Below are 20,131 nucleotides of genomic sequence, written 5' to 3' on the forward strand. Positions count from 1 at the left end.
GCGCGGCAAAACCTGGTCCTGTGGAGCAGTTTGGAGTGCTCGCCACCCTGTCAAGGTGGAGGCCGCGGGTTCAAATCCCGTCAGGACCGCAGCAAGAGCCCGCACCGTCCGGTGCGGGCTCTTCTCGTTCACCGCACCACGGACCGCGTCCGGGCGCCCGCCGCCGAACGCGCCGGGCGAAGGAGCCCGCACCCACCCGCGCGAGGCCGCCTCCGCGCCACCGCGACCCCGGGCACACCGCCCCACCCCCCGAGAAAGCCCTCAGCGCCCCTCTCGCGGCCTTGACGGCGTCACCTTCGCTCGGTACTCCAGAGGCAGGGCCCGTTGTCCGTACGGCCCCTGGAGGTGGCATATGGCGGCATCGGTCAGGCACGAGACGCGAGCCCTGCTCCGCGCGCACCTGGCGGCCGCGTCGTCGTACCGCCACCTGACGCGCCACTGCCCGATCTGCCACCGGCTGCTGCGCCTGGCGCTGGACTCGCCGGCCCCACCGTCCTCGACGGGGCGTCAAGAGGGCGTCGAGGACGAGAGCGCTCCCACCGCCTGAGGGCCGTCGGCCCCAACGCCCTTGCCACGCCGCCCTCCTGAACCTCACGTCGCCCTTTAGCGCACGGACGGCGGAGCCAACAAGCGCCGAGCCGTGTGACGGGTGTCACCACATGAGTTTTCGGAACGGTGGCACTTACCACTCTCCTACAACCACTCAATTTAATATGTGCAATTGCACCACCTCGCGCAGTGCCCGCACAGCCGATCCGACACCCCTCCCCAGACTCCGGCAAGGCCGCTCACAGAGTCGGCCGACCGCCCCGCCACCAGGTACAGGACCAGGCACAGGGCCGCACACAAAAAGATCGCGCTGGACCCGGCGGAGTCCAGCGCGATCCACGGCGCACCCCTGTTGGGGCAGGTACGGCGTCGTGTGGAGCTGTGGTTCCGAGCGCGTCGGCCGGTTGGGGGACCTGCCGTTTTGCCCGGTTATTCAGTTGTTCAGGCCTCGCTGCGCTGCTGCGGAATGCCCGCGAGCAGAGCGCGGACCTCGGCTTCGCGGTAGCGGCGATGCCCGCCGAGCGTGCGGATCGACGTGAGCTTGCCGGCCTTCGCCCAGCGCGTGACCGTCTTGGGGTCGACGCGGAACATGGTGGCGACCTCAGCCGGGGTCAGCAGCGGCTCGGCATCAGGGGTGCGAGCGGTCATGAGCGGCCTCCTCGGGAGAACCGAACCTTCTCGGTTCTTTCCTCTAAATTCTGCACCTTGACCCGCGTTGCCCGAAATGGCGGACGCGAGTCGAGTCGGTTATAGGACGAACGGCTTGTCCTCGGCACTACAACTACACCATCTGTCCAGCCGCGTCGGCCAAACCGATGGAATTGCCCTCCCAGGTGTTCATCAGCGACGGAAGCCGATGGACCATGCCATAGCGGACAGTCACGTCACTGTGACGATCAGTCACAGGGCGATCAGGAGTCGTCAGACCCATCATCAGACCCCCCAAAGCGTGCAATGCGGAGATTCCGCCCACAGTGCATCACGGCAGGACGGAAAGAGTCCTCCCCGGACTCCTTGTCCTATTTTGGCATGAGGAGGGGGAAGCGGCGCAAGAGTGATGTACGTGCGGTCCGTCACGCTTGACACTTACGCCCGGATCGGGACCTACGTCCCTTGTCAGCAGAGCATCAGCCCACCCGGGGCAGGTGTCGGACCGGAAGACCAAACCCCACATCGGGCGGTACGTCAAACGTCAGTTCGCCGACCGCCGGTCCCGCACCGCCCGCCAGCGCTCCACGAGCCGCCCGTACGCCGCCCCCGCCGTGTCCCCGTCGCCCTGGCGCAGTGCCTCGATGCCCTCGGCCACGTCGGCCGCCGAGTGGTCGTCCTCCAACTCGCCGGACGGCACGGCGTGCACCAGTCCGCCGTAGTCCAACTCCACCAGTGAGCGCGGGTGGAACTCCTCCAGCCAGCGCCCCACGTCCACCAGGCCGTCGATGAGCGCCCCCTCGTCCATGGCCTCCTTCAGGGCCCGCAGCCCCCGGGCCACCCGCCGGCGGGCCTGCACCATCGGCGTCCGGTAGCGCAGGACCGGCGCGGCCGCCCCTTCGCCGTCGCCACCCCGGTCGTACTCCCGCTCCGCGTCGGAGACCAGCACGAACCAGTTGATCGGCACCTGCCAGGTGGCGGTGCGGATCCAGGGGCGGGCGTCCGGGTTGCGCCGGAGCCAGCGCTCGTAGTCCTGGGCGCTCTGCCGGCGTACGAGCGGGGGCAGCAGGGCGTCCAGGACCGGCCCGGAGAAGTCCTCGGCCAGCTCCTCCAGGGCCTGCCAGCCGCGCAGCCGGGTCCGCCAGGGGCAGACCCGGACCACGCCGTCGGCCTCGGTCACGAACGCGTCCGCGCTCTCGTGCACCGGCACGGCGACGGGCGGGGTGGGCAGCAGGTCCGTGAGGGAGCGGCGGAGCTCGTCCTGGTAGGAGGGCAGGTCGGTCCGGCGGGCGTAACGGGTCCAGTGCTCGCGCTCCGGCTCGGGGAAGGCGGCCAGCGGCTCGTACACGCGCAGGTACGCCGCATAGGGGACGATCACCGAGGACACCTTGGGCACGCCTGCTCCCTCCCCCGCGCGCGACCGCGAAAACCTGCGGGAGTCGATCACGAACGCGCGGGAACCTCTGCAAATCGTCGCACGCCCGTACTCCGTGCGGAGGTGATCCCAGGCACTGTGCGGCGGGCGGGCACCACCAGGCTCTAATCTCGTGCCACAGTCTCCGCCACCCGCACGGGGACAGGTCTCCACCCGCCGCACCTACACAGGAGTCACCACCGTGACCGACGTAACCGGCGCACCTGCTGATGTACTGCACACCCTGTTCCACTCGGAGCAGGGGGGTCATGAGCAAGTCGTGCTCTGCCAGGACCGTGCCAGCGGCCTCAAGGCCGTCATCGCCCTCCACTCCACCGCCCTGGGCCCCGCGCTCGGCGGTACGCGCTTCTACCCGTACGCGAACGAGGCGGACGCCGTCGCCGACGCGCTGAACCTCGCGCGCGGGATGTCGTACAAGAACGCCATGGCCGGCCTCGAACACGGCGGTGGCAAGGCCGTGATCATCGGCGATCCGGAGCAGATCAAGTCGGAGGAACTGCTCCTCGCCTACGGCCGGTTCGTCGCCTCGCTCGGCGGCCGGTACGTCACCGCCTGCGACGTCGGCACGTACGTCGCCGACATGGACGTCGTGGCGCGCGAGTGCCGCTGGACGACGGGGCGCTCGCCCGAGAACGGCGGCGCGGGCGACTCCTCCGTGCTCACCGCCTTCGGCGTCTACCAGGGCATGCGGGCCAGTGCCCAGCACCTGTGGGGCGACCCGACGCTGCGCGACCGCACCGTCGGCGTCGCGGGCGTCGGAAAGGTCGGCCGCCACCTCGTCGAGCACCTGCTCGCCGAGGGCGCCCACGTGGTCGTCACCGACGTGCGCAAGGACGTCGTGCGGGGCGTCACCGAGCGGCACCCGTCGGTGATCGCCGTCGCCGACACCGACGCGCTGATCCGGGTCGAGAACCTGGACGTCTACGCCCCCTGCGCGCTCGGCGGCGCGCTGAACGACGACACCGTGCCGGTGCTGGCCGCCGGGGTCGTGTGCGGCGCCGCCAACAACCAGCTCGCCCACCCGGGTGTGGAGAAGGACCTCGCCGACCGCGGGATCCTCTACGCGCCGGACTACGTGGTGAACGCCGGCGGTGTCATCCAGGTCGCCGACGAGTTGCACGGCTTCGACTTCGAGCGGTGCAAGGAGAAGGCGGCGAGGATCTACGACACCACGCTGGCCATATTCGCACGTGCGAAGGAAGACGGTATTCCGCCGGCCGCCGCGGCCGATCGGATCGCCGAGCAGCGGATGGCGGAGGCACGTACCCGGGTGTGAGCCCGCGGAGATCGGGAAGGCGTCTTCGACGGCGTGACCGGTACCCGCCGGGGGCTCTTGGAGAGAACTCTCACTTCTCCCGGCGGGTCGACCGCGGAAACGTGGTTAAAATCGCCGTTGACCAGCGAGGACAGGGCGCCTCGAAGGTCCTGGGCGTCGCCACGTCCTGCGGGCGACGTACCGTATGGGCGTGGGCTCAGGTACCGTGGAAGCCCTACGGACCGGTCTCTCTGCGGGGAGCCCGTTCCGGACCATGAACGCGTGTCAAGACTCTGGGGCCGTCGAGCCCCGTCGTTGAGGGGGTCGAGCCATGGGGCGCGGCCGGGCCAAGGCCAAGCAGACGAAGGTCGCCCGCCAGCTGAAGTACAACAGCGGTGGGACTGATCTCTCCCGCCTGGCCGAGGAGCTGGGCGCATCGCCGTCGAATTCGCAACCGCCTAATGGCGAGCAATTCGAGGACGATGAGCAGGACGATGACGTGTACGCACGGTACGCCGACCTCTATGGGGACGACGACCAGGACGAGGACGGCCAGTCCCCGCAACAGCGACGCGGCGCTTGACCCTGCACGGAACACTCACCCGGTCGGTGACTCACGTCACCGACCGGGTTCTGTGCTGCCCGCACGGTCGTGGTCTCAGCCGGCGTAGTCGCCGACGAGGGCGGCGCCCGTCGCGTGGTCGCCGCGGTCGGTGATCTCGCCGGCCACCCAGGCGTCCAGGCCGCGGTCGGCCAGGGTCGCCAGGGCCACGTCCGCCGATTCCCCGGGCACGATCGCGATCATGCCCACGCCCATGTTCAGGGTCTTCTCCAGCTCCAGGCGTTCCACCCGGCCCGTCGTACCGACGAGGTCGAAGACCGCGCCCGGGGTCCAGGTGGAGCGGTCGACGACGGCGTGCAGGCCGTCGGGGATCACGCGGGCCAGGTTGGCGGCGAGGCCGCCTCCCGTGACGTGGCTGAAGGCGTGGACCTCGGCGGTGCGCATGAGGGCCAGGCAGTCCAGGGAGTAGATCCTGGTCGGCTCCAGCAGCTCCTCGCCGAGCGTGCGGCCGAGGCCGTCCAGGTGGGCGTCGAGCGCGAGGCCGGCCTCGTTCAGCAGGACGTGCCGGACGAGCGAGTACCCGTTCGAGTGAAGCCCGGAGGACGCCATGGCGATCACCGCGTCACCCGTGCGGATGCGGTCGGGTCCCAGCAGGCGATCGGCCTCCACGACGCCCGTACCGGCGCCGGCGACGTCGAAGTCGTCCTCGCCGAGCAGACCCGGGTGCTCGGCCGTCTCGCCGCCCACCAGGGCGCAGCCGGCCAGCACACAGCCTTCGGCGATGCCCTTGACGATCGCGGCGACGCGCTCGGGGTGGACCTTGCCGACACAGATGTAGTCGGTCATGAACAGCGGCTCGGCGCCGCACACCACGATGTCGTCCATGACCATGGCGACCAGGTCGTGGCCGATGGTGTCGTAGACGCCCAGCTGCCGGGCGATGTCGACCTTGGTGCCGACGCCGTCCGTGGCGGAGGCGAGGAGGGGACGCTCGTAGTTCTTGAGGGCGGAGGCGTCGAAGAGGCCGGCGAAGCCGCCGAGGCCGCCGAGGACCTCGGGGCGCCGGGTCTTCCTCACCCACTCCTTCATGAGTTCGACGGCGCGGTCGCCCGCCTCGATGTCGACGCCCGCGGCTGCGTAGCTGGCACCAGTTGTGTCAGGCATGACGATGAGAACCTTTGTGTCGTACGGCAGGTATTGCGGACGGCTACGGGCGACGGATGGCGTCGGCGGCGGCCGTGGCGGCGGGCCCGGCGGCCAGCTCGGTCTCCAGGAGCTGCTTGCCGAGCAGCTCGGGGTCGGGCAGCTCCATCGGGTACTCGCCGTCGAAGCAGGCGCGGCACAGGTTCGGCTTGGCGATGGTGGTCGCCTCGATCATGCCGTCGATGGAGATGTACGCCAGTGAGTCGGCGCCGAGCGAGGTGCCGATCTCCTCGGTGCTCATGCCGTTGGCGATGAGTTCGGCACGGGTCGCGAAGTCGATGCCGAAGAAGCAGGGCCACTTCACGGGCGGGGACGAGATCCGGATGTGGACCTCGGCGGCGCCGGCCTCGCGGAGCATGCGGACCAGGGCCCGCTGGGTGTTGCCGCGGACGATGGAGTCGTCGACGACGACCAGCCGCTTGCCCTTGATGACTTCCTTCAGGGGGTTCAGCTTCAGGCGGATGCCGAGCTGGCGGATGGTCTGCGAGGGCTGGATGAAGGTGCGGCCGACGTAGGCGTTCTTCACCAGGCCGTTGCCGAAGGGGATGCCGGAGGCCTCGGCGTAGCCGATCGCGGCGGGAGTGCCGGACTCCGGGGTCGCTATGACCAGGTCGGCTTCGGCGGGTGCCTCCGCGGCCAGCTTGCGGCCCATCTCCACGCGGGAGAGGTACACGTTCCGGCCGGCGATGTCGGTGTCCGGGCGGGCCAGGTACACGTACTCGAAGACGCAGCCCTTGGGCTTCGCTTCTGCGAATCGAGACGTGCGCAGGCCGTTCTCGTCGATGGCGACGAACTCGCCCGGCTCGATCTCGCGGACGTAGGAGGCGCCGCAGATGTCGAGGGCCGCGGACTCGGAGGCGACCACCCAGCCGCGCTCGAGGCGCCCCAGGACCAGCGGGCGGATGCCCTGCGGGTCACGGGCGGCGTAGAGGGTGTGCTCGTCCATGAAGACGAGGGAGAAGGCGCCGCGCACCTGGGGCAGCACCTTGCCGGCCGCCTCCTCGACGGTCAGCGGCTTGCCGTCGTCGTCGACCTGGCCCGCGAGCAGCGCGGTGACCAGGTCGGTGTCGTTGGTCGCCGCGACCCGGGTGGAGCGGCCGTCCTGCTTGGGCAGGTCGGCGACCATCTCGGCGAGCTGGGCGGTGTTGACGAGGTTGCCGTTGTGCCCGAGCGCGATGGAGCCCTGCGCGGTGGCACGGAACGTCGGCTGGGCGTTCTCCCACACGGAGGCGCCGGTGGTCGAGTAGCGGGCGTGTCCGACCGCGATGTGACCCTGGAGCGAACCGAGCGAGGTTTCGTCGAAGACCTGGGAGACCAGGCCCATGTCCTTGAAGACGAGGATCTGGGAGCCGTTGCTGACCGCGATTCCCGCGGATTCCTGGCCTCGATGCTGGAGGGCGTAGAGCCCGAAGTAGGAGAGCTTTGCGACCTCTTCGCCCGGAGCCCAGACACCGAAGACGCCGCATGCGTCCTGGGGGCCCTTCTCGCCGGGAAGCAGATCGTGATTGAGTCGACCGTCACCACGTGGCACGCAACCGAGTGTAGGCGAGATCGACCACTGGTCCGAATTGGGGAAAGCGGCCCCCGTATGGATCACCGATCGGCACGGGCCCGGACGACGGTGCCGTCTTCGCTGGTCAGCGTCAGGGTCTCCTGATCGATCCGGTAGTCGACGCGACCGTCGAAGAGGCGCAGTATCCGCTTCTCGGCGTCCATGAGTGAGCCTTCGCACATCATTCGGGTGGTGGAGGGGGCGCCCAGGGTGATATGTCCGTCGCTGACGGTGGCCTCGGCGTTGACGTGGTTGCAGGGAAGGCGTCCCGAGACGGTGTTCGCGTCCTGGTCGAAGGTGAGCCGGGCGCGGCCCCGGTCGCCCGGGTCCTTCTGGCCCGGGGCGGTGACGGTCCACTCCGTGCCGTGCAGGGGCGCGTCCTTCCCCCTGCTCAGCTCGACGGTGTCCCCGTCGGTGGTGGTGAGGGTCAGGCGCCCGTCGGCGGTCGTGGCGGTGAGTTCGGCGGTGAGGGCGCGGCCGAGGGACTTCTCGAAGGCGGCCGGCGTGTTCTCGCACGCCTTCTCGGTGAACCTCGCGTCGCTCAGCCGGACGCGTTCGCCGTCGAGGTCGGCGCGGGCGCCGAAGGTGTTGCAGCCGGTGCTGCCCGCCACCTCGCCCTGCTCGGTGATCCGCAGGTGTGCCGTGTCCGGTGCCCGGTGGGAGGTGCCGTCCACGGTGACGCGGTCGATGCTCCACCGGACGCCGGTGAGGGGCCGGTCCGCCCCGGCGGAGCCGCTGCCCCCGTCGGCCTTCTCAGTGCCGCAGGCCGCGGCGAGCGGGACGAGCGCCGCGACGGCAGCCACGGTCAGGGTCATACTGCGCTGCTGCTTCTGCCGGTACATGCCTCTTCGACGGAGGTGCGGAGGATCTGGTTCCCCCGCCGGTTCACCTGAGCAGGGGCAGCAGTTCCCCGAGGTCGGCCCGCTCCCCGCTCGCGCTCACCCTCGCCTCGTCCACGGCGTCCTTCCAGGCCAGCCGTCCGGTCGCCAGCCGGACCCAGGTCAGCGGGTCGGTCTCGACGACGTTCGGCGGGGTGCCCCGGGTGTGCCGGAGCCCCTCGACGCACTGCACGACGGCGTACGGCGGGATGCGCACCTCCGTCGAGCCGCCGGGCGCCCTCGCGGCGAGCGCGTCGGCCAGCAGCCGGGTCGCGGCGGCCAGGGCCTGCCGGTCGTACGGGACGTCGAGGCCGGGCACGGCGGCGTTCAGGTCGTCGGTGTGGACGACCATCTCGACGGTGCGGGTGACGACGTAGTCGGCCAGCGGCAGGACGCCCGCGTCGGTGGGCAGCAGCCGGGTGCCGGGGTGGGTGTCGAGGCGGTCGGTGAAGCGGCGCTCGGCCTCGGCGAGGTGGGCGTCGAGGCCGGGATGCTCCGCCGCGAGGCGCCGGGCGGTGGCGGCGATCGCGTCCGCGCCGGCGGCGACCGCGAACGGCCAGTCGAGCAGGCGCGCGTCCTGCCGGGCGGGCTCGGGCTCACCGAGCAGCCGGTCCACGGCCGTCAGCGCCGCCCCGACGTGCACGACCAGGTCCCGCACGGTCCACTCCCCGAGCCGCGTCGGCAGCGCGAGCTGCTCGGGGGTGAGGGAGCGGACGGCCGCCCGTACGTTGCCGAACTGGGCGAGTACGGCGGTACGGGTGCGGGCGGGGTCGTAGGCGCGGGCACGCTTGCCGGCTGCGGGCATGCGGGGATCCTATGCGGGAGTGGCGCGGGCGGTCACCCGTACGAGTGGCCGCCCGTGGGAACCGCGAGCAAGGGGAGCACCGGTCCCCGCCCCCGGGTCCGCGGCGGGACGGTGGCCCTCCCCGGCCCGGCCGGCGGGGGACCCGGCACGGAGGTCCCCGGGACCCGGGTGCGATGAGACGCCGGGGTCCCGCCCGCGACCGGACGGGACCCCGGGCCGTACGGACCCGCTACGCGAGCAGTGCCGGGATCGTGCCCTCGTGGATCTCGCGCAGCTCGGCCAGGGGGAGCGAGAACTCGCCCTGGACCTCCACCGCGTCCCCGTCCACGACACCGATGCGGGTGGCCGGCAGGCCCCGGGCACCGCACATGTCGGTGAAGCGCAGCTCCTCCGAGCGCGGGACGGCGACCACCGCGCGGCCCGCCGACTCCGAGAAGAGGAAGGTGAAGGCGTCGAGCCCGTCCGGTACGACCAGACGCGCGCCCCGGCCGCCGAGCAGCGCCGACTCGACGACCGCCTGCACCAGACCGCCGTCGGACAGGTCGTGCGCGGAGTCGACCATGCCGTCGCGGGAGGCGGAGATCAGGATCTCGCCGAGCAGGCGCTCCCGCTCCAGGTCGACCTTCGGGGGCAGGCCGCCGAGGTGGTCGTGGACCACCTGGGACCAGGCCGAGCCGCCGAACTCCGCACGCGTGTCGCCGAGGAGGTAGAGCAGCTGGCCCTCCTCCTGGAAGGCGACCGGCGTGCGGCGGGCCACGTCGTCGATGACGCCGAGGACCGCGACCACCGGGGTGGGGTGGATGGCGGCCTCGCCGGTCTGGTTGTACAGCGAGACGTTGCCGCCGGTCACCGGGGTGCCCAGCTGCCGGCAGCCGTCGGCCAGACCGCGCACGGCCTCGGCGAACTGCCACATGACCGCCGGGTCCTCCGGCGAGCCGAAGTTCAGGCAGTCGGAGACCGCGAGGGGCTTCGCGCCGGTCGTCGCGACGTTGCGGTAGGCCTCCGCCAGGGCCAGCTGCGCGCCCGTGTACGGGTCGAGCTTGGCGTACCGGCCGTTGCCGTCCGTGGCGATCGCGACGCCGAGGCCGGTCTCCTCGTCGACGCGGATCATGCCGGAGTCCTCGGGCTGGGCGAGGACGGTGTTGCCCTGCACGAAGTGGTCGTACTGCTGGGTGATCCACTTCTTGGACGCCTGGTTGGGCGAGCCGACCAGCTTCAGGACCTGGTCCTTCAGCTCCTCGGACGTCTGCGGCCGGGGCAGCTTGCCGGCGTCGTCGGCCTGGAGGGCGTCCTGCCACTCGGGGCGGGCGCAGGGGCGCTCGTAGACCGGGCCCTCGTGCGCGACCGTGCGCGGGTCGACGTCGACGATCTTGCCGCCGTGCCAGTAGATCTCCAGGCGGTCGCCGTCGGTCACCTCACCGATGACGGTGGCGATGACGTCCCACTTGTCGCAGATCTCCAGGAAGCGGTCGACCTTGCCGGGCTCCACGACCGCGCACATCCGCTCCTGCGACTCGCTCATGAGGATCTCCTCGGGCGAGAGCGTGGAGTCGCGCAGCGGTACGTCGTCCAGGGTGACGCGCATGCCGCCGGAGCCGTTCGACGCCAGTTCGCTGGTCGCGCAGGACAGGCCCGCCGCTCCCAGGTCCTGGATGCCGACGACCAGCTTCTCCCGGAACGCCTCCAGGGTGCACTCGATGAGGAGCTTCTCCTGGAAGGGGTCGCCGACCTGGACGGCGGGGCGCTTGGACGGCTTGGCGTCGTCGAAGGTCTCGGAGGCCAGGATGGAGGCGCCGCCGATGCCGTCGCCGCCGGTGCGGGCGCCGTAGAGGATGACCTTGTTGCCCGCGCCGGACGCCTTGGCGAGGTGGATGTCCTCGTGCCGCATGACGCCGATGGCACCGGCGTTGACCAGCGGGTTGCCCTGGTAGCAGGCGTCGAAGACGACCTCGCCGCCGATGTTGGGCAGGCCCAGGCAGTTGCCGTAGCCGCCGATGCCGGCGACGACGCCCGGGAGGACGCGCCTGGTGTCCGGGTGGTCCGCGGCGCCGAAGCGCAGGGGGTCCACGACGGCGACCGGACGGGCGCCCATCGCGATGATGTCGCGGACGATGCCGCCGACGCCCGTGGCCGCGCCCTGGTAGGGCTCGACGTAGGAGGGGTGGTTGTGCGACTCGACCTTGAAGGTGACCGCGTAGCCCTGGCCGACGTCGACGACACCGGCGTTCTCTCCGATGCCGACCAGCATGGCGTCGGACTCGGGGGCCTTCTCGCCGAACTGGCGCAGGTGGACCTTGCTGCTCTTGTACGAGCAGTGCTCGGACCACATCACCGAGTACATGGCCAGCTCCGCCCCGGTGGGGCGGCGGCCGAGGATCTCCACGACCCGCTCGTACTCGTCCTTCTTCAGGCCCAGCTCGGCCCAGGGCAGCTCGACGTCGGGGGTCTCGGCCGCGTGCTCGACCGTGTCCAGAGGCGTCCGGCTCATGCGTTGACCAGCTTCTTGAGGATCGACGTGAAGAACGGGAGGCCGTCGGTGCGGCCGGTGCCGATCAGCGGCTCGACGGCGTGCTCGGGGTGCGGCATGAGGCCGACCACGTTCCCGGCGGCGTTGGTGATGCCGGCGATGTCGTTGAGCGAGCCGTTGGGGTTGACGTCGACGTAACGGAACGCGACCCGCCCCTCGGCCTCCAGCTCGTCCAGCGTGCGCCGGTCGGCGACGTACCGCCCGTCCATGTTCTTCAGCGGGATGTGGATCTCCTGGCCGGTGCTGTAGTCGCCGGTCCAGGACGTGTCCGCGTTCTCCACCCGCAGCTTCTGGTCGCGGCAGACGAAGTGCAGGTGGTCGTTGCCCAGCATCCCGCCGGGCAGCAGGTGGGCCTCCGTGAGGATCTGGAAGCCGTTGCAGATGCCGAGCACCGGGAGCCCGGCCCTGGCCTGGTCGATGACGGTGTCCATCACCGGCGAGAAGCGCGCGATGGCACCGGCGCGCAGATAGTCGCCGTACGAGAAACCGCCGCAGAGCACCACGGCGTCGACCTGCTTGAGGTCCTTGTCCTTGTGCCAGAGGGCGACGGGTTCGGCGCCGGCGACGCGGATCGCGCGCTGCGTGTCCCGGTCGTCGAGACTGCCGGGGAAAGTGACGACGCCAATACGAGCGGTCACTTCGCGGCCCCCGTGACCACGTCATCGGACTCGACCTTGACGGTGAAGTCCTCGATCACGGTGTTGGCGAGGAAGGATTCCGCAAGATCGTGGATGCGGGCGAGGGCGGCGTCGTCGACCGGCCCGTCCACTTCCAGTTCGAATCGCTTTCCCTGACGTACGTCCGAGATCCCCTCGAAACCCAGTCGCGGCAGTGCGCGCTGCACCGCCTGGCCCTGGGGGTCGAGGATCTCCGGCTTGAGCATGACGTCGACTACGACGCGTGCCACTGGCACTCCCGGTGTGTGGTGCTGAGCAGGTCCCTTCAGACTACCCGTACAAAATTTCTACGCGCGTAGCATTGGAGGAAAGTACGTGAGCCCTGTCACGATCGGGTATCGGGGGGAGGTGGCTTCGAAAAACTTCGGGAAAGATCCCGGATCGGACCCCGGCGCCTATTGCGCGGCGGACACGCGGGGAGATTTAGTCGAGCTTCCCATTGCAATGCCGGGCACTGTACAAATGAAATGTCATTAGCCGATACTTTGCCCAATTACAGGCGAACAGTCGGCATCATCGCGGCGTCCCGGCACGTCATCGCGAGGTGCCGCACGAAGGGACCGATATTCGTGGCGCAGCGTGTCGTGGTCACTCTCTTCGACGACATCGACGGCTCGGAAGCGGCGGAGACGATCGCCTTCGGAGTCGACGGGCGGACGTACGAGATCGACCTGAACGAAGCCAATGCCCGGAAACTGCGCACGGCTCTCGAACCGTACGTGTCGGCCGGCCGCAAGCGCTCGCGCTCCGGCAGGGCGTACCGGCAGACGGAGGTCGCCCCCGACCCGGCGGCGGTCCGGGCCTGGGCGCAGGCGAACAGGATGGACGTGCCCGCGCGGGGCCGGATCCCGAAGAGGGTCTACGAGGCGTTCACCGCGGCGCAGTGAGCCGCGCGCGGCTCGTCGGCGTCCGGTGCGGAGGCCGACGGCCGCTCAGCCGCCCCTCGCGGCACCCGACTTGCGCAGCACCCCGGGTGATCAGCTAAAGTCTGGAGCACGCCGAGGGGCGAGGCCGAAAGGCCCAGCTCACGGAACATGCGGGTGTAGTTCAGTAGTAGAACATCCCCCTTCCAGGGGGAAGGCGCAGTGTGCAATTCCTGTCACCCGCTCTGCACCGCCGTACCGATCAGTCGATTCGATCAGGTAGGCTGGTGCTCGCACCGATCGGTGAAGGCCGGTCGGCGGCAATGCGGACGTAGCTCAGCTGGTAGAGCGCAACCTTGCCAAGGTTGAGGTCGCGAGTTCGAACCTCGTCGTCCGCTCGGGAATCAGACCCCGGTCTTTCGTGGACCGGGGTCTTTTCGTGCGCCCGTAACCCGCGCCCGTGACCCGCGGGGCCGGGCGGACGCCGTCTGACATTTGTCATGCCGGGCGATGACGGGCCGCACTGTCACGTGGTCCGGGGCGCCGGAATGCTGGAGGCATGCGAACAGACGGACACGAACACGTGATTGAGGTCACCGGCCTGCGGCGCGTGTACGGGGGCGAGTTCGAGGCCGTGCGCGGAATCGACTTCTCCGTACGCCGCGGGGAGGTCTTCGCGCTGCTGGGCACCAACGGCGCCGGCAAGACGTCGACGGTGGAGCTGCTGGAAGGGCTGGCCGCTCCGGCCGGCGGGCGGGTGCGCGTCCTCGGGCACGACCCGTACACCGAGCGGGCCGCCGTACGCCCCCGCACCGGGGTGATGCTCCAGGAGGGCGGCTTCCCGTCCGAGCTGACCGTCGCCGAGACCGCCCGGATGTGGGCGGGATGCGTGAGCGGGGCCCGGCCGCCGGCGGAGGTGCTGGCGGCGGTCGGCCTGGAGTCCAAGGGCGGCACCCGCGTGAAGCAGCTCTCCGGGGGCCAGCGGCGCCGCCTGGACCTGGCGCTCGCGCTGCTCGGCGACCCCGAGGTGCTCTTCCTGGACGAGCCCAGCACCGGGCTGGACGCCGAAGGCCGCCGGGACACCTGGGAGTTGGTGCGCGCGCTGCGCGACGGCGGCACGACGGTGCTGCTGACCACGCACTACCTGGAGGAGGCCGAGAACCTCGCCGACCGGCTCGCGATCATGCACGAGGGCCGGATCGCCGCCACCGGGACCCCGGCCGAGGTGACCGCCGCCCAGCCGTCCCGGATCTCCTTCGACCTGCCCGACGGCTACTTCGTGGGCGACCTGCCGCCGCTCGCCGGGCTCGGTGTGAGCGGTCACGAGGTCGACGGCCGGACGGTCAGGCTGCGCACCCACGAACTACAGCGCGCGGCCACCGGGCTGCTGGCGTGGGCCGGAGGGGCCGGAGTGGAACTGCGCCGCCTCGACGTGCGGTCGGCGTCCCTCGAGGAGGCGTTCCTCGGGATCGCGAAGGAGGCGTCCGCGAGGACCGCCGGGGGAACGACGACGAAGGAGTACGCGGCATGAGCGCCACGACCACGACGCACTCCGCGGCAGGCGCCGCGAACGCGGCGGTCACCACGCCGAGGGGGCGCATGACCGCCCTCGCCCGCGCCGAGACGACCCTGCTCGGACGGAACAAGGGCACCCTCTTCGCCGCGCTGTTCGTGCCGCTGGTGCTGCCGTTCAGCGTCTGGTCGGCGTCCCGGGAGATGGACCTCGCCGAGGCCGGACTCACCACCGGCACCCTCGTGCTGCCCGCCGCGATCGGTTTCTCCCTGCTGTTCGCCGTCTACTCCGCCCTCGTCGGCGTCTTCGTCGTCCGGCGCGAGGAACTCGTCCTCAAGCGGCTGCGCACCGGCGAGCTGCGGGACGTCGAGATCCTGAGCGGGTCCGCGATGCCGGCCGTCCTCAGCGGGCTCGTGCAGAGCGTGCTGCTGGCGGTGGGCTGCTTCGTGCTGCTGGACCTGTCCGCGCCGCCCGCGCCCCACCTGGCCGTCCTCGGCCTGCTGCTGGGCCTGGTGATGTGCGCCGCGCTCGCCGCGGTCACCGCGGGCCTCACCCGGACCGGTGAGAGCGCGCAGGTCACCCCGCTGCCGTTCACGTTCGTCTCGATGCTCGGCTCCGGCATGTTCGTCCCGCTGGACCTGCTCCCCGACCGGCTGGCCTCCTTCTGCGAGCTGCTCCCGCTGACGCCCGTCATGACCCTGGTGCGCGGCGGCTGGACCGGCGACCTGTCGGCGTACGAGGCGCTGGGCGCCGTGGCCACGGCGGTGGCCTGGACCGTGGTCGCGGTGTTTGCTGTACGGCGGTGGTTCCGCTGGGAGCCACGGCACTGACGTACGGGCGGACCCGGACCCGGACCGGGGCCGGGAACAGGGAGAGCGGGGCGAGCGGGGACATGCGCAGGCCGAAGCGCTGGTGGGGGCGGAAGAGCACGCCCGCGAAGGTGGAGACGTACACGCGGTGGTCGTTCCACTTCTTCGGTGTCATGGAGATCGCCGTCATGGGGCTGTCTGCCCTCAGGCAGGTGGACGCGCGGCTCGCGGCCGGGCTCTTCCTGATGGTCGCCGTGCACGCCGCCGTCCTCATGCTGGTCGCGTCCCGGACCCTGGACTGGGAGCTGGGGCTGCGGGGGAAGCCCGTGCGGCCGCTGTGGACGCTCGCCGTGCTCACCGCGGTGATCGCAGCGGGCGCGCTCGGTGTCGCCGAGCACGGGCCGGGCGGTGAGGACGCCGCCACGGCCGCGGGCGCGGCCTTCGGGAGTGTCGTGACCATCGGGACGGGCGTCGTCGCCCTCGGTCTGCGCAACCGGCGGCACGCGACGGGGCTCGTCCTCGGTTTCGCGGCCGGCGCCGCAACGGTGTCGTTCCTGCTGGGCACACCGGTCCCCGCCGCCCTCCTCACCCTGGTCGTCGTGCTGACGGGCGGCGGTTTCATCGCCTTCGCCTGCGCCTTCTCCGTGTGGCTGCTCAACGCCGTCTACGAACTCGACCAGGCGCGTGAGACCCGGGCTCGGCTCGCCGTCGCCGAGGAGCGGCTGCGGTTCGGCCGGGACCTGCACGACGTGATGGGACGGAACCTGGCCGTGATCGCGCTCAAGAGCGAACTGGCCGTCCAGCTGTCCCGGCGTGGCCGGGCCGAGGCGGTGGAGCAGATGATCGAGGTGCAGCGCATCGCGCAGGAGTCGCAGCGGGAGGTCCGGGACGTCGTCCGCGGCTACCGGGAGGTCGACCTGGAGGTCGAACTGGCCGGCGCCCGGGGCGTGCTCTCGGCGGCCGGCATCACCTCGGAGGTCGTCTGCGAGACGGACGGACTGCCCGCCGGGGTGCAGTCGGCGCTGGGCTGGGTGGTGCGCGAGGCCACGACGAACGTGCTGCGGCACGGGAACGCGGAGAGGTGCGCCGTGACCGTACGGATGTCGGAGGGGCGGGTCGTGCTGACGGTGGAGAACGACGGGGTGGCGGAGACGACCGAACCGGAGCCCTCGGGCGGCTCCGGGCTGGCCGGGCTGCGGGAGCGGCTGTCCGCCGTGGACGGAACGCTGGAGGCGGGGCGGGCCGGCAAGGGCGTGTTCCGGCTCACGGCCCGGGTACCGCTGCCGGCCCACGGCCCGGCGGTACTGGAGGCCGCGTCGTGACGACCCCCGTACGGGTGCTGCTCGCCGACGACGAGCACCTCATCCGCGGGGCGCTGGCCGCCCTGCTGTCCCTGGAGGACGACCTCACCGTGGTCGCCGAGGCGGCCACCGGACCGGAGGCGCTGGCGATGGCCCGTGCGCACGCGCCGGACGTCGCCGTACTGGATCTCCAGATGCCCGGCGCGGACGGTGTGAAGGTCGCCACATCGCTGCGGGCCGAGCTGCCCGCCTGCAAGGTGCTGATCGTGACCAGTCACGGACGGCCGGGCCATCTGAAGCGGGCGCTCTCGGCGGGGGTGCGCGGGTTCGTCCCCAAGACGGTCAGCGCCCAGCGGCTCGCCGAGCTGATCCGCACGGTGCACGCCGGAAACCGCTATGTCGACCCCGAGTTGGCCGCCGACGCGATCTCCGCCGGGGACTCGCCGCTGACCGCGCGCGAGGCCGAGGTGCTGGAGCACGCCGCCGACGGGGCGCCCGTCTCGGAGATCGCCGAGCGCGCCGCGCTGGCGGAGGGGACCGTGCGGAACTACCTGTCGTCGGCCGCCGGCAAGCTCGGCGCCGAGAACCGGCACGCGGCGGTGCGGCTCGCGCGGGAGCGGGGTTGGGTATAGTGGCTCTCGCACCACGGCGAAACCCGCGACTCCGGTCGGGGACTTCGGCCCCCGGTGCAGTGCGAACGTAGCTCAGTTGGTAGAGCGCAACCTTGCCAAGGTTGAGGTCGCGAGTTCGAACCTCGTCGTTCGCTCCACAGGAGAAAGCCCCCGGCCGTGGCCGGGGGCTTTCTCCGTGGGCAAGCCCCCGTTCGCGGCCGGGGGCTCTCTCCGTGGGCGCCGGCTCTACGACCAGCGCTGGCCGGTGAGCAGCTCGTAGGCCTCGACGTACTTGGCCCGGGTCGCGTCCACGACGTGCTGGGGCAGGGCCGGCGGGGGCTGCTCGCTCCGGCGGTCCCAGCCGGACTCGGCCGAGGTCAGCCAGTCCCGGACGTACTGCTTGTCGTAGGACGGCTGGGCGCGGCCCGGCTGCCACTGGTCGGCCGGCCAGAAGCGGGAGGAGTCCGGGGTGAGGACCTCGTCGGCCAGGACCAGGTTCTCGTCCTCGATGCCGAACTCGAACTTCGTGTCGGCCAGGACGATGCCGCGCTCGCGGGCGACGTCCCGGGCCCGGGAGTAGACGGCCAGGGTCGCCTGGCGCAGGCCCGCCGCGGTGTCGGCGCCGACCTGGCGGGCGACCTCCTCGTAGGAGACGTTCTCGTCGTGCTCGCCGACCTCCGCCTTGGTGGCCGGGGTGAAGATCGCGGCGGGCAGCTCCGAGCCGTCGACGAGGCCCTCGGGCAGGGCGAGGCCGCAGACGGTGCGGGTCTCCTCGTACTCGGCCAGTCCCGAGCCGGTGAGGTAGCCGCGGGCCACGCACTCCACGGGGACCATCCGCAGGGACTTGCAGACCAGGGCGCGTCCCTGCCAGTCGGCGGGGGCGCCGGGGGGCAGCTCGGTGCTCAGGACGTGGTTCGGGACCAGGTCGGCGAGCTGGTCGAACCACCACAGGGAGAGCTGGGTCAGGACCCGGCCCTTGTCGGGGATCTCGGTCGGCAGCACCCAGTCGTAGGCGGAGATGCGGTCACTGGCGACCATCACGAGGTCGCCCGCCTCGTTCCGGTACAGCTCGCGCACCTTGCCGGTGTGCAGGTGCACCAGGCCCGGAACCTGGAGCGGCTCGGGCTTCTCGACGAATCCGGACACGGTTCCTCCCCGTGGTCGACTCACATGGGGCCCGCGGGGCTCGTGGGGGTGGTGGTGGAGACGGGCGGGCCGATGCCTCGATTCTCCCGTACGTCCGGGTGGCCCGGGACCCGGGGTGGTGCTCCGTGCCCCGGGGCGGGTCCGGAGCGGCCCCGGGCGCGGTCAGTCCCGTTTGCAGATGCGGTCCAGGAGGTTGGCGGTGGCCCGCTGGACGCGGGGGTCGACGTGGCCCGGGCGGTCCAGGGCCGGGGACCAGGCGAACGTGCCGGACGCGAAGACCCAGGCGCCCGACGGCGCCCGGTACAGCGACGTCTCCTGGTGGCGCCGGGCGCCGTCCACGTCGGTGTACGGGGAGTGGGCGAGCAGGATCCGCTCGTCGTGCTCGGGGAGCGGGGTGCGGGGGAAGTAGCGGTCGGCCTCGCCGGCGACCAGGTCCTCGATCTCGTCGCCCTCGTGGGCGCCGGTGGCCTCCCAGAGCCAGTGTCCGGCGTTGCGGACGATCATCGGGTGCGGTTCGGGGACGCGGCCGGCGTACTGGATGCCGAGCAGCTGCTGTTCGGCGCGGTCGATCTCCCGCCACAGCGCCGGCCGGCCCGGGCCCCGGCGCTTGCGGCAGGTGAGCAGGCGGTCGGGGGCGCCGGACGGGGAGGGGGCCAGCTCCACCTGCCAGTACATGGTGTTGGCGGAGAGGAAGACCAGGGACGTGCCCTGCTCGCGGGCGAGTTCCGTGGTGCGGCGCATGGCGGCGGACCAGTACTCGTCGTGGCCCGGGAAGACCAGGCCCCGGTAGCGGGACGGGTCGATCCGGCCGGAGTGCAGGTCGCGGGCGTCGGCGTAGGCGACGTCGTAGCCGTAGCGCTCGGCGAAGCGGATGAAGTCGTAGGCGTGGCCGACGTGCAGGGGCAGCCCCGCGCCCGCGTACGGCCGGTCGAAGGAGACGGTCGTCGCGGCGTCCGCCTCGCCCAGCAGCCGGCCCTCCTCGTCCCAGGCGTGGTAGAGGCTGGCACCGGTGCGGCCGTCCTCCGGGTAGAGGTTGTACGCCTGCCAGGTGATGTCCGGCAGCAGGAGCAGCAGGTCGGCGGGGTGGCCGTCGCGCACCGTGAAGGGCACGTGGGAGCGGTGTCCGTCGGCGGTGGTGAGGACGGCGACGTACGCGCCGATGTTCCAGTACGACGGGATCTGCAGGCGCCAGGACAGCCACCAGTGGTGGCAGGAGACCGTGCGGTCCGCGGTCAGCGGCGGGGGCTGGACGATGCCGGACAGCCGGGGGCTGGTGGTGATCTTCGCGGCGCCGTCGCCGCCGTAGTGGCCGATCCGGTAGACGTCGACGCCGAACTGCTGCGGCGGGTCGACGGTGATGTGGAAGTCGATGGCCTCGCCGGGGGCGGCGGCTCCGGTGGCGGTGAAGCCCTTGATCTGGCGGCGGACGTCGTCGGCGGCGATCGGACCGCCGCCGTCGGCGCGCCCGCGGGACCGCGGGCCGGGCCTGCCGTCCGGGCCGGGGGCGGCTTCCTGGTCCGCGTACCAGGGGACGACCTGGCCGGTGTCGCCGAAGTACGTCTCGCCGCCGCGCAGCCAGGGGACGGGTCCCTGTCCGAAGGGGTCCGTCACGGCGTGCGCGAGTGCTCCCGACTCCCAGCGGCGGATCTGCTCGGGCCCCATGGGACAGTCCCCTCCCTCGTGCCCCCGTGGTCGTGCGTATGACGAACGCCTTTGCCATGTGCGCGATCGGTCCCAGCACATCACATTTCGCGCGTGCGCTGTCACTGTTCGTCGCGAAGTGGCCGAAAGAGGAAT

Annotated in this window: 19 protein-coding genes and 4 tRNA genes; 12 read left to right on the plus strand and 11 right to left on the minus strand. The window is 71.4% G+C overall.

Annotated features, from left to right (window positions below; genetic code table 11):
- Nucleotides 1-14 precede the first annotated feature (14 nt).
- Nucleotides 15-89 (plus strand) — tRNA-Asp (locus ACVV2G_RS06745).
- Nucleotides 90-352: 263 nt separating this feature from the next.
- Complete coding sequence (locus ACVV2G_RS06750) at nucleotides 353-547, plus strand: DUF6274 family protein (protein WP_453841672.1); 195 nt, start codon at nucleotides 353-355, stop codon at nucleotides 545-547.
- A 443-nt stretch (nucleotides 548-990) separates the two neighbouring features.
- Here the strand turns inward: ACVV2G_RS06750 and bldC are convergent, their stop codons facing one another.
- A complete protein-coding gene (gene bldC / locus ACVV2G_RS06755; protein WP_003949541.1) occupies nucleotides 991-1,197 on the minus strand; it encodes a developmental transcriptional regulator BldC in 207 nt (68 codons plus the stop codon).
- A gap of 544 nt (nucleotides 1,198-1,741) precedes the next feature.
- Nucleotides 1,742-2,593, minus strand: a complete 852-nt coding sequence (locus tag ACVV2G_RS06760) for a DUF8083 family protein (protein ID WP_453841673.1) — start codon at nucleotides 2,591-2,593, stop codon at nucleotides 1,742-1,744.
- A 220-nt stretch (nucleotides 2,594-2,813) separates the two neighbouring features.
- Between ACVV2G_RS06760 and ACVV2G_RS06765 the strand changes: the two genes are divergently transcribed.
- Nucleotides 2,814-3,908, plus strand: coding sequence for a Leu/Phe/Val dehydrogenase (locus ACVV2G_RS06765; protein WP_453841674.1), 1,095 nt, complete (start codon nucleotides 2,814-2,816; stop codon nucleotides 3,906-3,908).
- Between the two features lie 310 nt (nucleotides 3,909-4,218).
- Nucleotides 4,219-4,470, plus strand: coding sequence for a DUF3073 domain-containing protein (locus ACVV2G_RS06770; RefSeq protein ID WP_053133512.1), 252 nt, complete (start codon nucleotides 4,219-4,221; stop codon nucleotides 4,468-4,470).
- A gap of 75 nt (nucleotides 4,471-4,545) precedes the next feature.
- On the opposite strand, the gene purM is transcribed toward ACVV2G_RS06770, so the two are convergent.
- The 7 genes from purM to purS form a co-directional block, all read right to left on the minus strand.
- Nucleotides 4,546-5,613 carry a phosphoribosylformylglycinamidine cyclo-ligase gene (gene purM / locus ACVV2G_RS06775; RefSeq protein ID WP_453841675.1) on the minus strand — a complete coding sequence of 356 codons (1,068 nt, stop codon included), beginning with the start codon at nucleotides 5,611-5,613 and terminating at the stop codon, nucleotides 4,546-4,548.
- Nucleotides 5,614-5,656: 43 nt separating this feature from the next.
- Complete coding sequence (gene purF, locus ACVV2G_RS06780; protein WP_453841676.1) at nucleotides 5,657-7,183, minus strand: amidophosphoribosyltransferase; 1,527 nt, start codon at nucleotides 7,181-7,183, stop codon at nucleotides 5,657-5,659.
- Between the two features lie 62 nt (nucleotides 7,184-7,245).
- Nucleotides 7,246-8,046, minus strand: a complete 801-nt coding sequence (locus ACVV2G_RS06785; protein ID WP_453841677.1) for an META domain-containing protein — start codon at nucleotides 8,044-8,046, stop codon at nucleotides 7,246-7,248.
- A gap of 43 nt (nucleotides 8,047-8,089) precedes the next feature.
- Nucleotides 8,090-8,887, minus strand: a complete 798-nt coding sequence (locus ACVV2G_RS06790) for a maleylpyruvate isomerase family mycothiol-dependent enzyme (RefSeq protein ID WP_453841678.1) — start codon at nucleotides 8,885-8,887, stop codon at nucleotides 8,090-8,092.
- Between the two features lie 229 nt (nucleotides 8,888-9,116).
- Nucleotides 9,117-11,375: a phosphoribosylformylglycinamidine synthase subunit PurL gene (gene purL / locus ACVV2G_RS06795; RefSeq protein WP_453841679.1), complete on the minus strand. Its 2,259-nt coding sequence runs from the start codon at nucleotides 11,373-11,375 to the stop codon at nucleotides 9,117-9,119.
- Nucleotides 11,372-12,052: a phosphoribosylformylglycinamidine synthase subunit PurQ gene (gene purQ, locus ACVV2G_RS06800; RefSeq protein WP_453841680.1), complete on the minus strand. Its 681-nt coding sequence runs from the start codon at nucleotides 12,050-12,052 to the stop codon at nucleotides 11,372-11,374. Before purQ ends, purL begins: the two co-directional genes overlap by 4 nt.
- Entirely contained in the window at nucleotides 12,049-12,321 is a 273-nt protein-coding gene (gene purS / locus ACVV2G_RS06805) for a phosphoribosylformylglycinamidine synthase subunit PurS (protein WP_453841681.1), read from the minus strand. Before purS ends, purQ begins: the two co-directional genes overlap by 4 nt.
- A gap of 339 nt (nucleotides 12,322-12,660) precedes the next feature.
- Between purS and ACVV2G_RS06810 the strand changes: the two genes are divergently transcribed.
- The 8 genes from ACVV2G_RS06810 to ACVV2G_RS06845 all read left to right on the plus strand — a co-directional run bounded on the left by ACVV2G_RS06810 (nucleotide 12,661) and on the right by ACVV2G_RS06845 (nucleotide 17,346).
- On the plus strand, nucleotides 12,661-12,978 hold the full coding sequence (locus ACVV2G_RS06810; protein WP_453841682.1) for a histone-like nucleoid-structuring protein Lsr2: 318 nt from the start codon (nucleotides 12,661-12,663) through the stop codon (nucleotides 12,976-12,978).
- A gap of 149 nt (nucleotides 12,979-13,127) precedes the next feature.
- A tRNA-Gly gene (locus ACVV2G_RS06815) sits at nucleotides 13,128-13,199 on the plus strand.
- Between the two features lie 80 nt (nucleotides 13,200-13,279).
- A tRNA-Gly gene (locus tag ACVV2G_RS06820) sits at nucleotides 13,280-13,352 on the plus strand.
- 161 nt (nucleotides 13,353-13,513) lie between these two features.
- Nucleotides 13,514-14,485, plus strand: a complete 972-nt coding sequence (locus ACVV2G_RS06825; protein WP_453841683.1) for an ABC transporter ATP-binding protein — start codon at nucleotides 13,514-13,516, stop codon at nucleotides 14,483-14,485.
- The gene (locus ACVV2G_RS06830) at nucleotides 14,482-15,297 is read left to right on the plus strand and encodes an ABC transporter permease (RefSeq protein WP_453841684.1); all 816 of its coding nucleotides are present in this window, start codon (nucleotides 14,482-14,484) and stop codon (nucleotides 15,295-15,297) included. The genes ACVV2G_RS06825 and ACVV2G_RS06830 overlap by 4 nt, the downstream gene beginning before the upstream one ends.
- Nucleotides 15,298-15,359: 62 nt before the next feature.
- Complete coding sequence (locus tag ACVV2G_RS06835; RefSeq protein ID WP_453841685.1) at nucleotides 15,360-16,598, plus strand: sensor histidine kinase; 1,239 nt, start codon at nucleotides 15,360-15,362, stop codon at nucleotides 16,596-16,598.
- Nucleotides 16,595-17,209 carry a response regulator gene (locus ACVV2G_RS06840; protein WP_453841686.1) on the plus strand — a complete coding sequence of 205 codons (615 nt, stop codon included), beginning with the start codon at nucleotides 16,595-16,597 and terminating at the stop codon, nucleotides 17,207-17,209. The genes ACVV2G_RS06835 and ACVV2G_RS06840 overlap by 4 nt, the downstream gene beginning before the upstream one ends.
- A gap of 61 nt (nucleotides 17,210-17,270) precedes the next feature.
- Nucleotides 17,271-17,346, plus strand: a tRNA-Gly gene (locus ACVV2G_RS06845).
- 88 nt (nucleotides 17,347-17,434) lie between these two features.
- Here the strand turns inward: ACVV2G_RS06845 and ACVV2G_RS06850 are convergent.
- The gene (locus ACVV2G_RS06850) at nucleotides 17,435-18,334 is read right to left on the minus strand and encodes a phosphoribosylaminoimidazolesuccinocarboxamide synthase (protein ID WP_453841687.1); all 900 of its coding nucleotides are present in this window, start codon (nucleotides 18,332-18,334) and stop codon (nucleotides 17,435-17,437) included.
- A 162-nt stretch (nucleotides 18,335-18,496) separates the two neighbouring features.
- Entirely contained in the window at nucleotides 18,497-19,996 is a 1,500-nt protein-coding gene (locus ACVV2G_RS06855; protein WP_453841688.1) for a N,N-dimethylformamidase beta subunit family domain-containing protein, read from the minus strand.
- Nucleotides 19,997-20,131: the final 135 nt, after the last annotated feature.

The organism is Streptomyces sp. JK94, assembly GCF_053613315.1.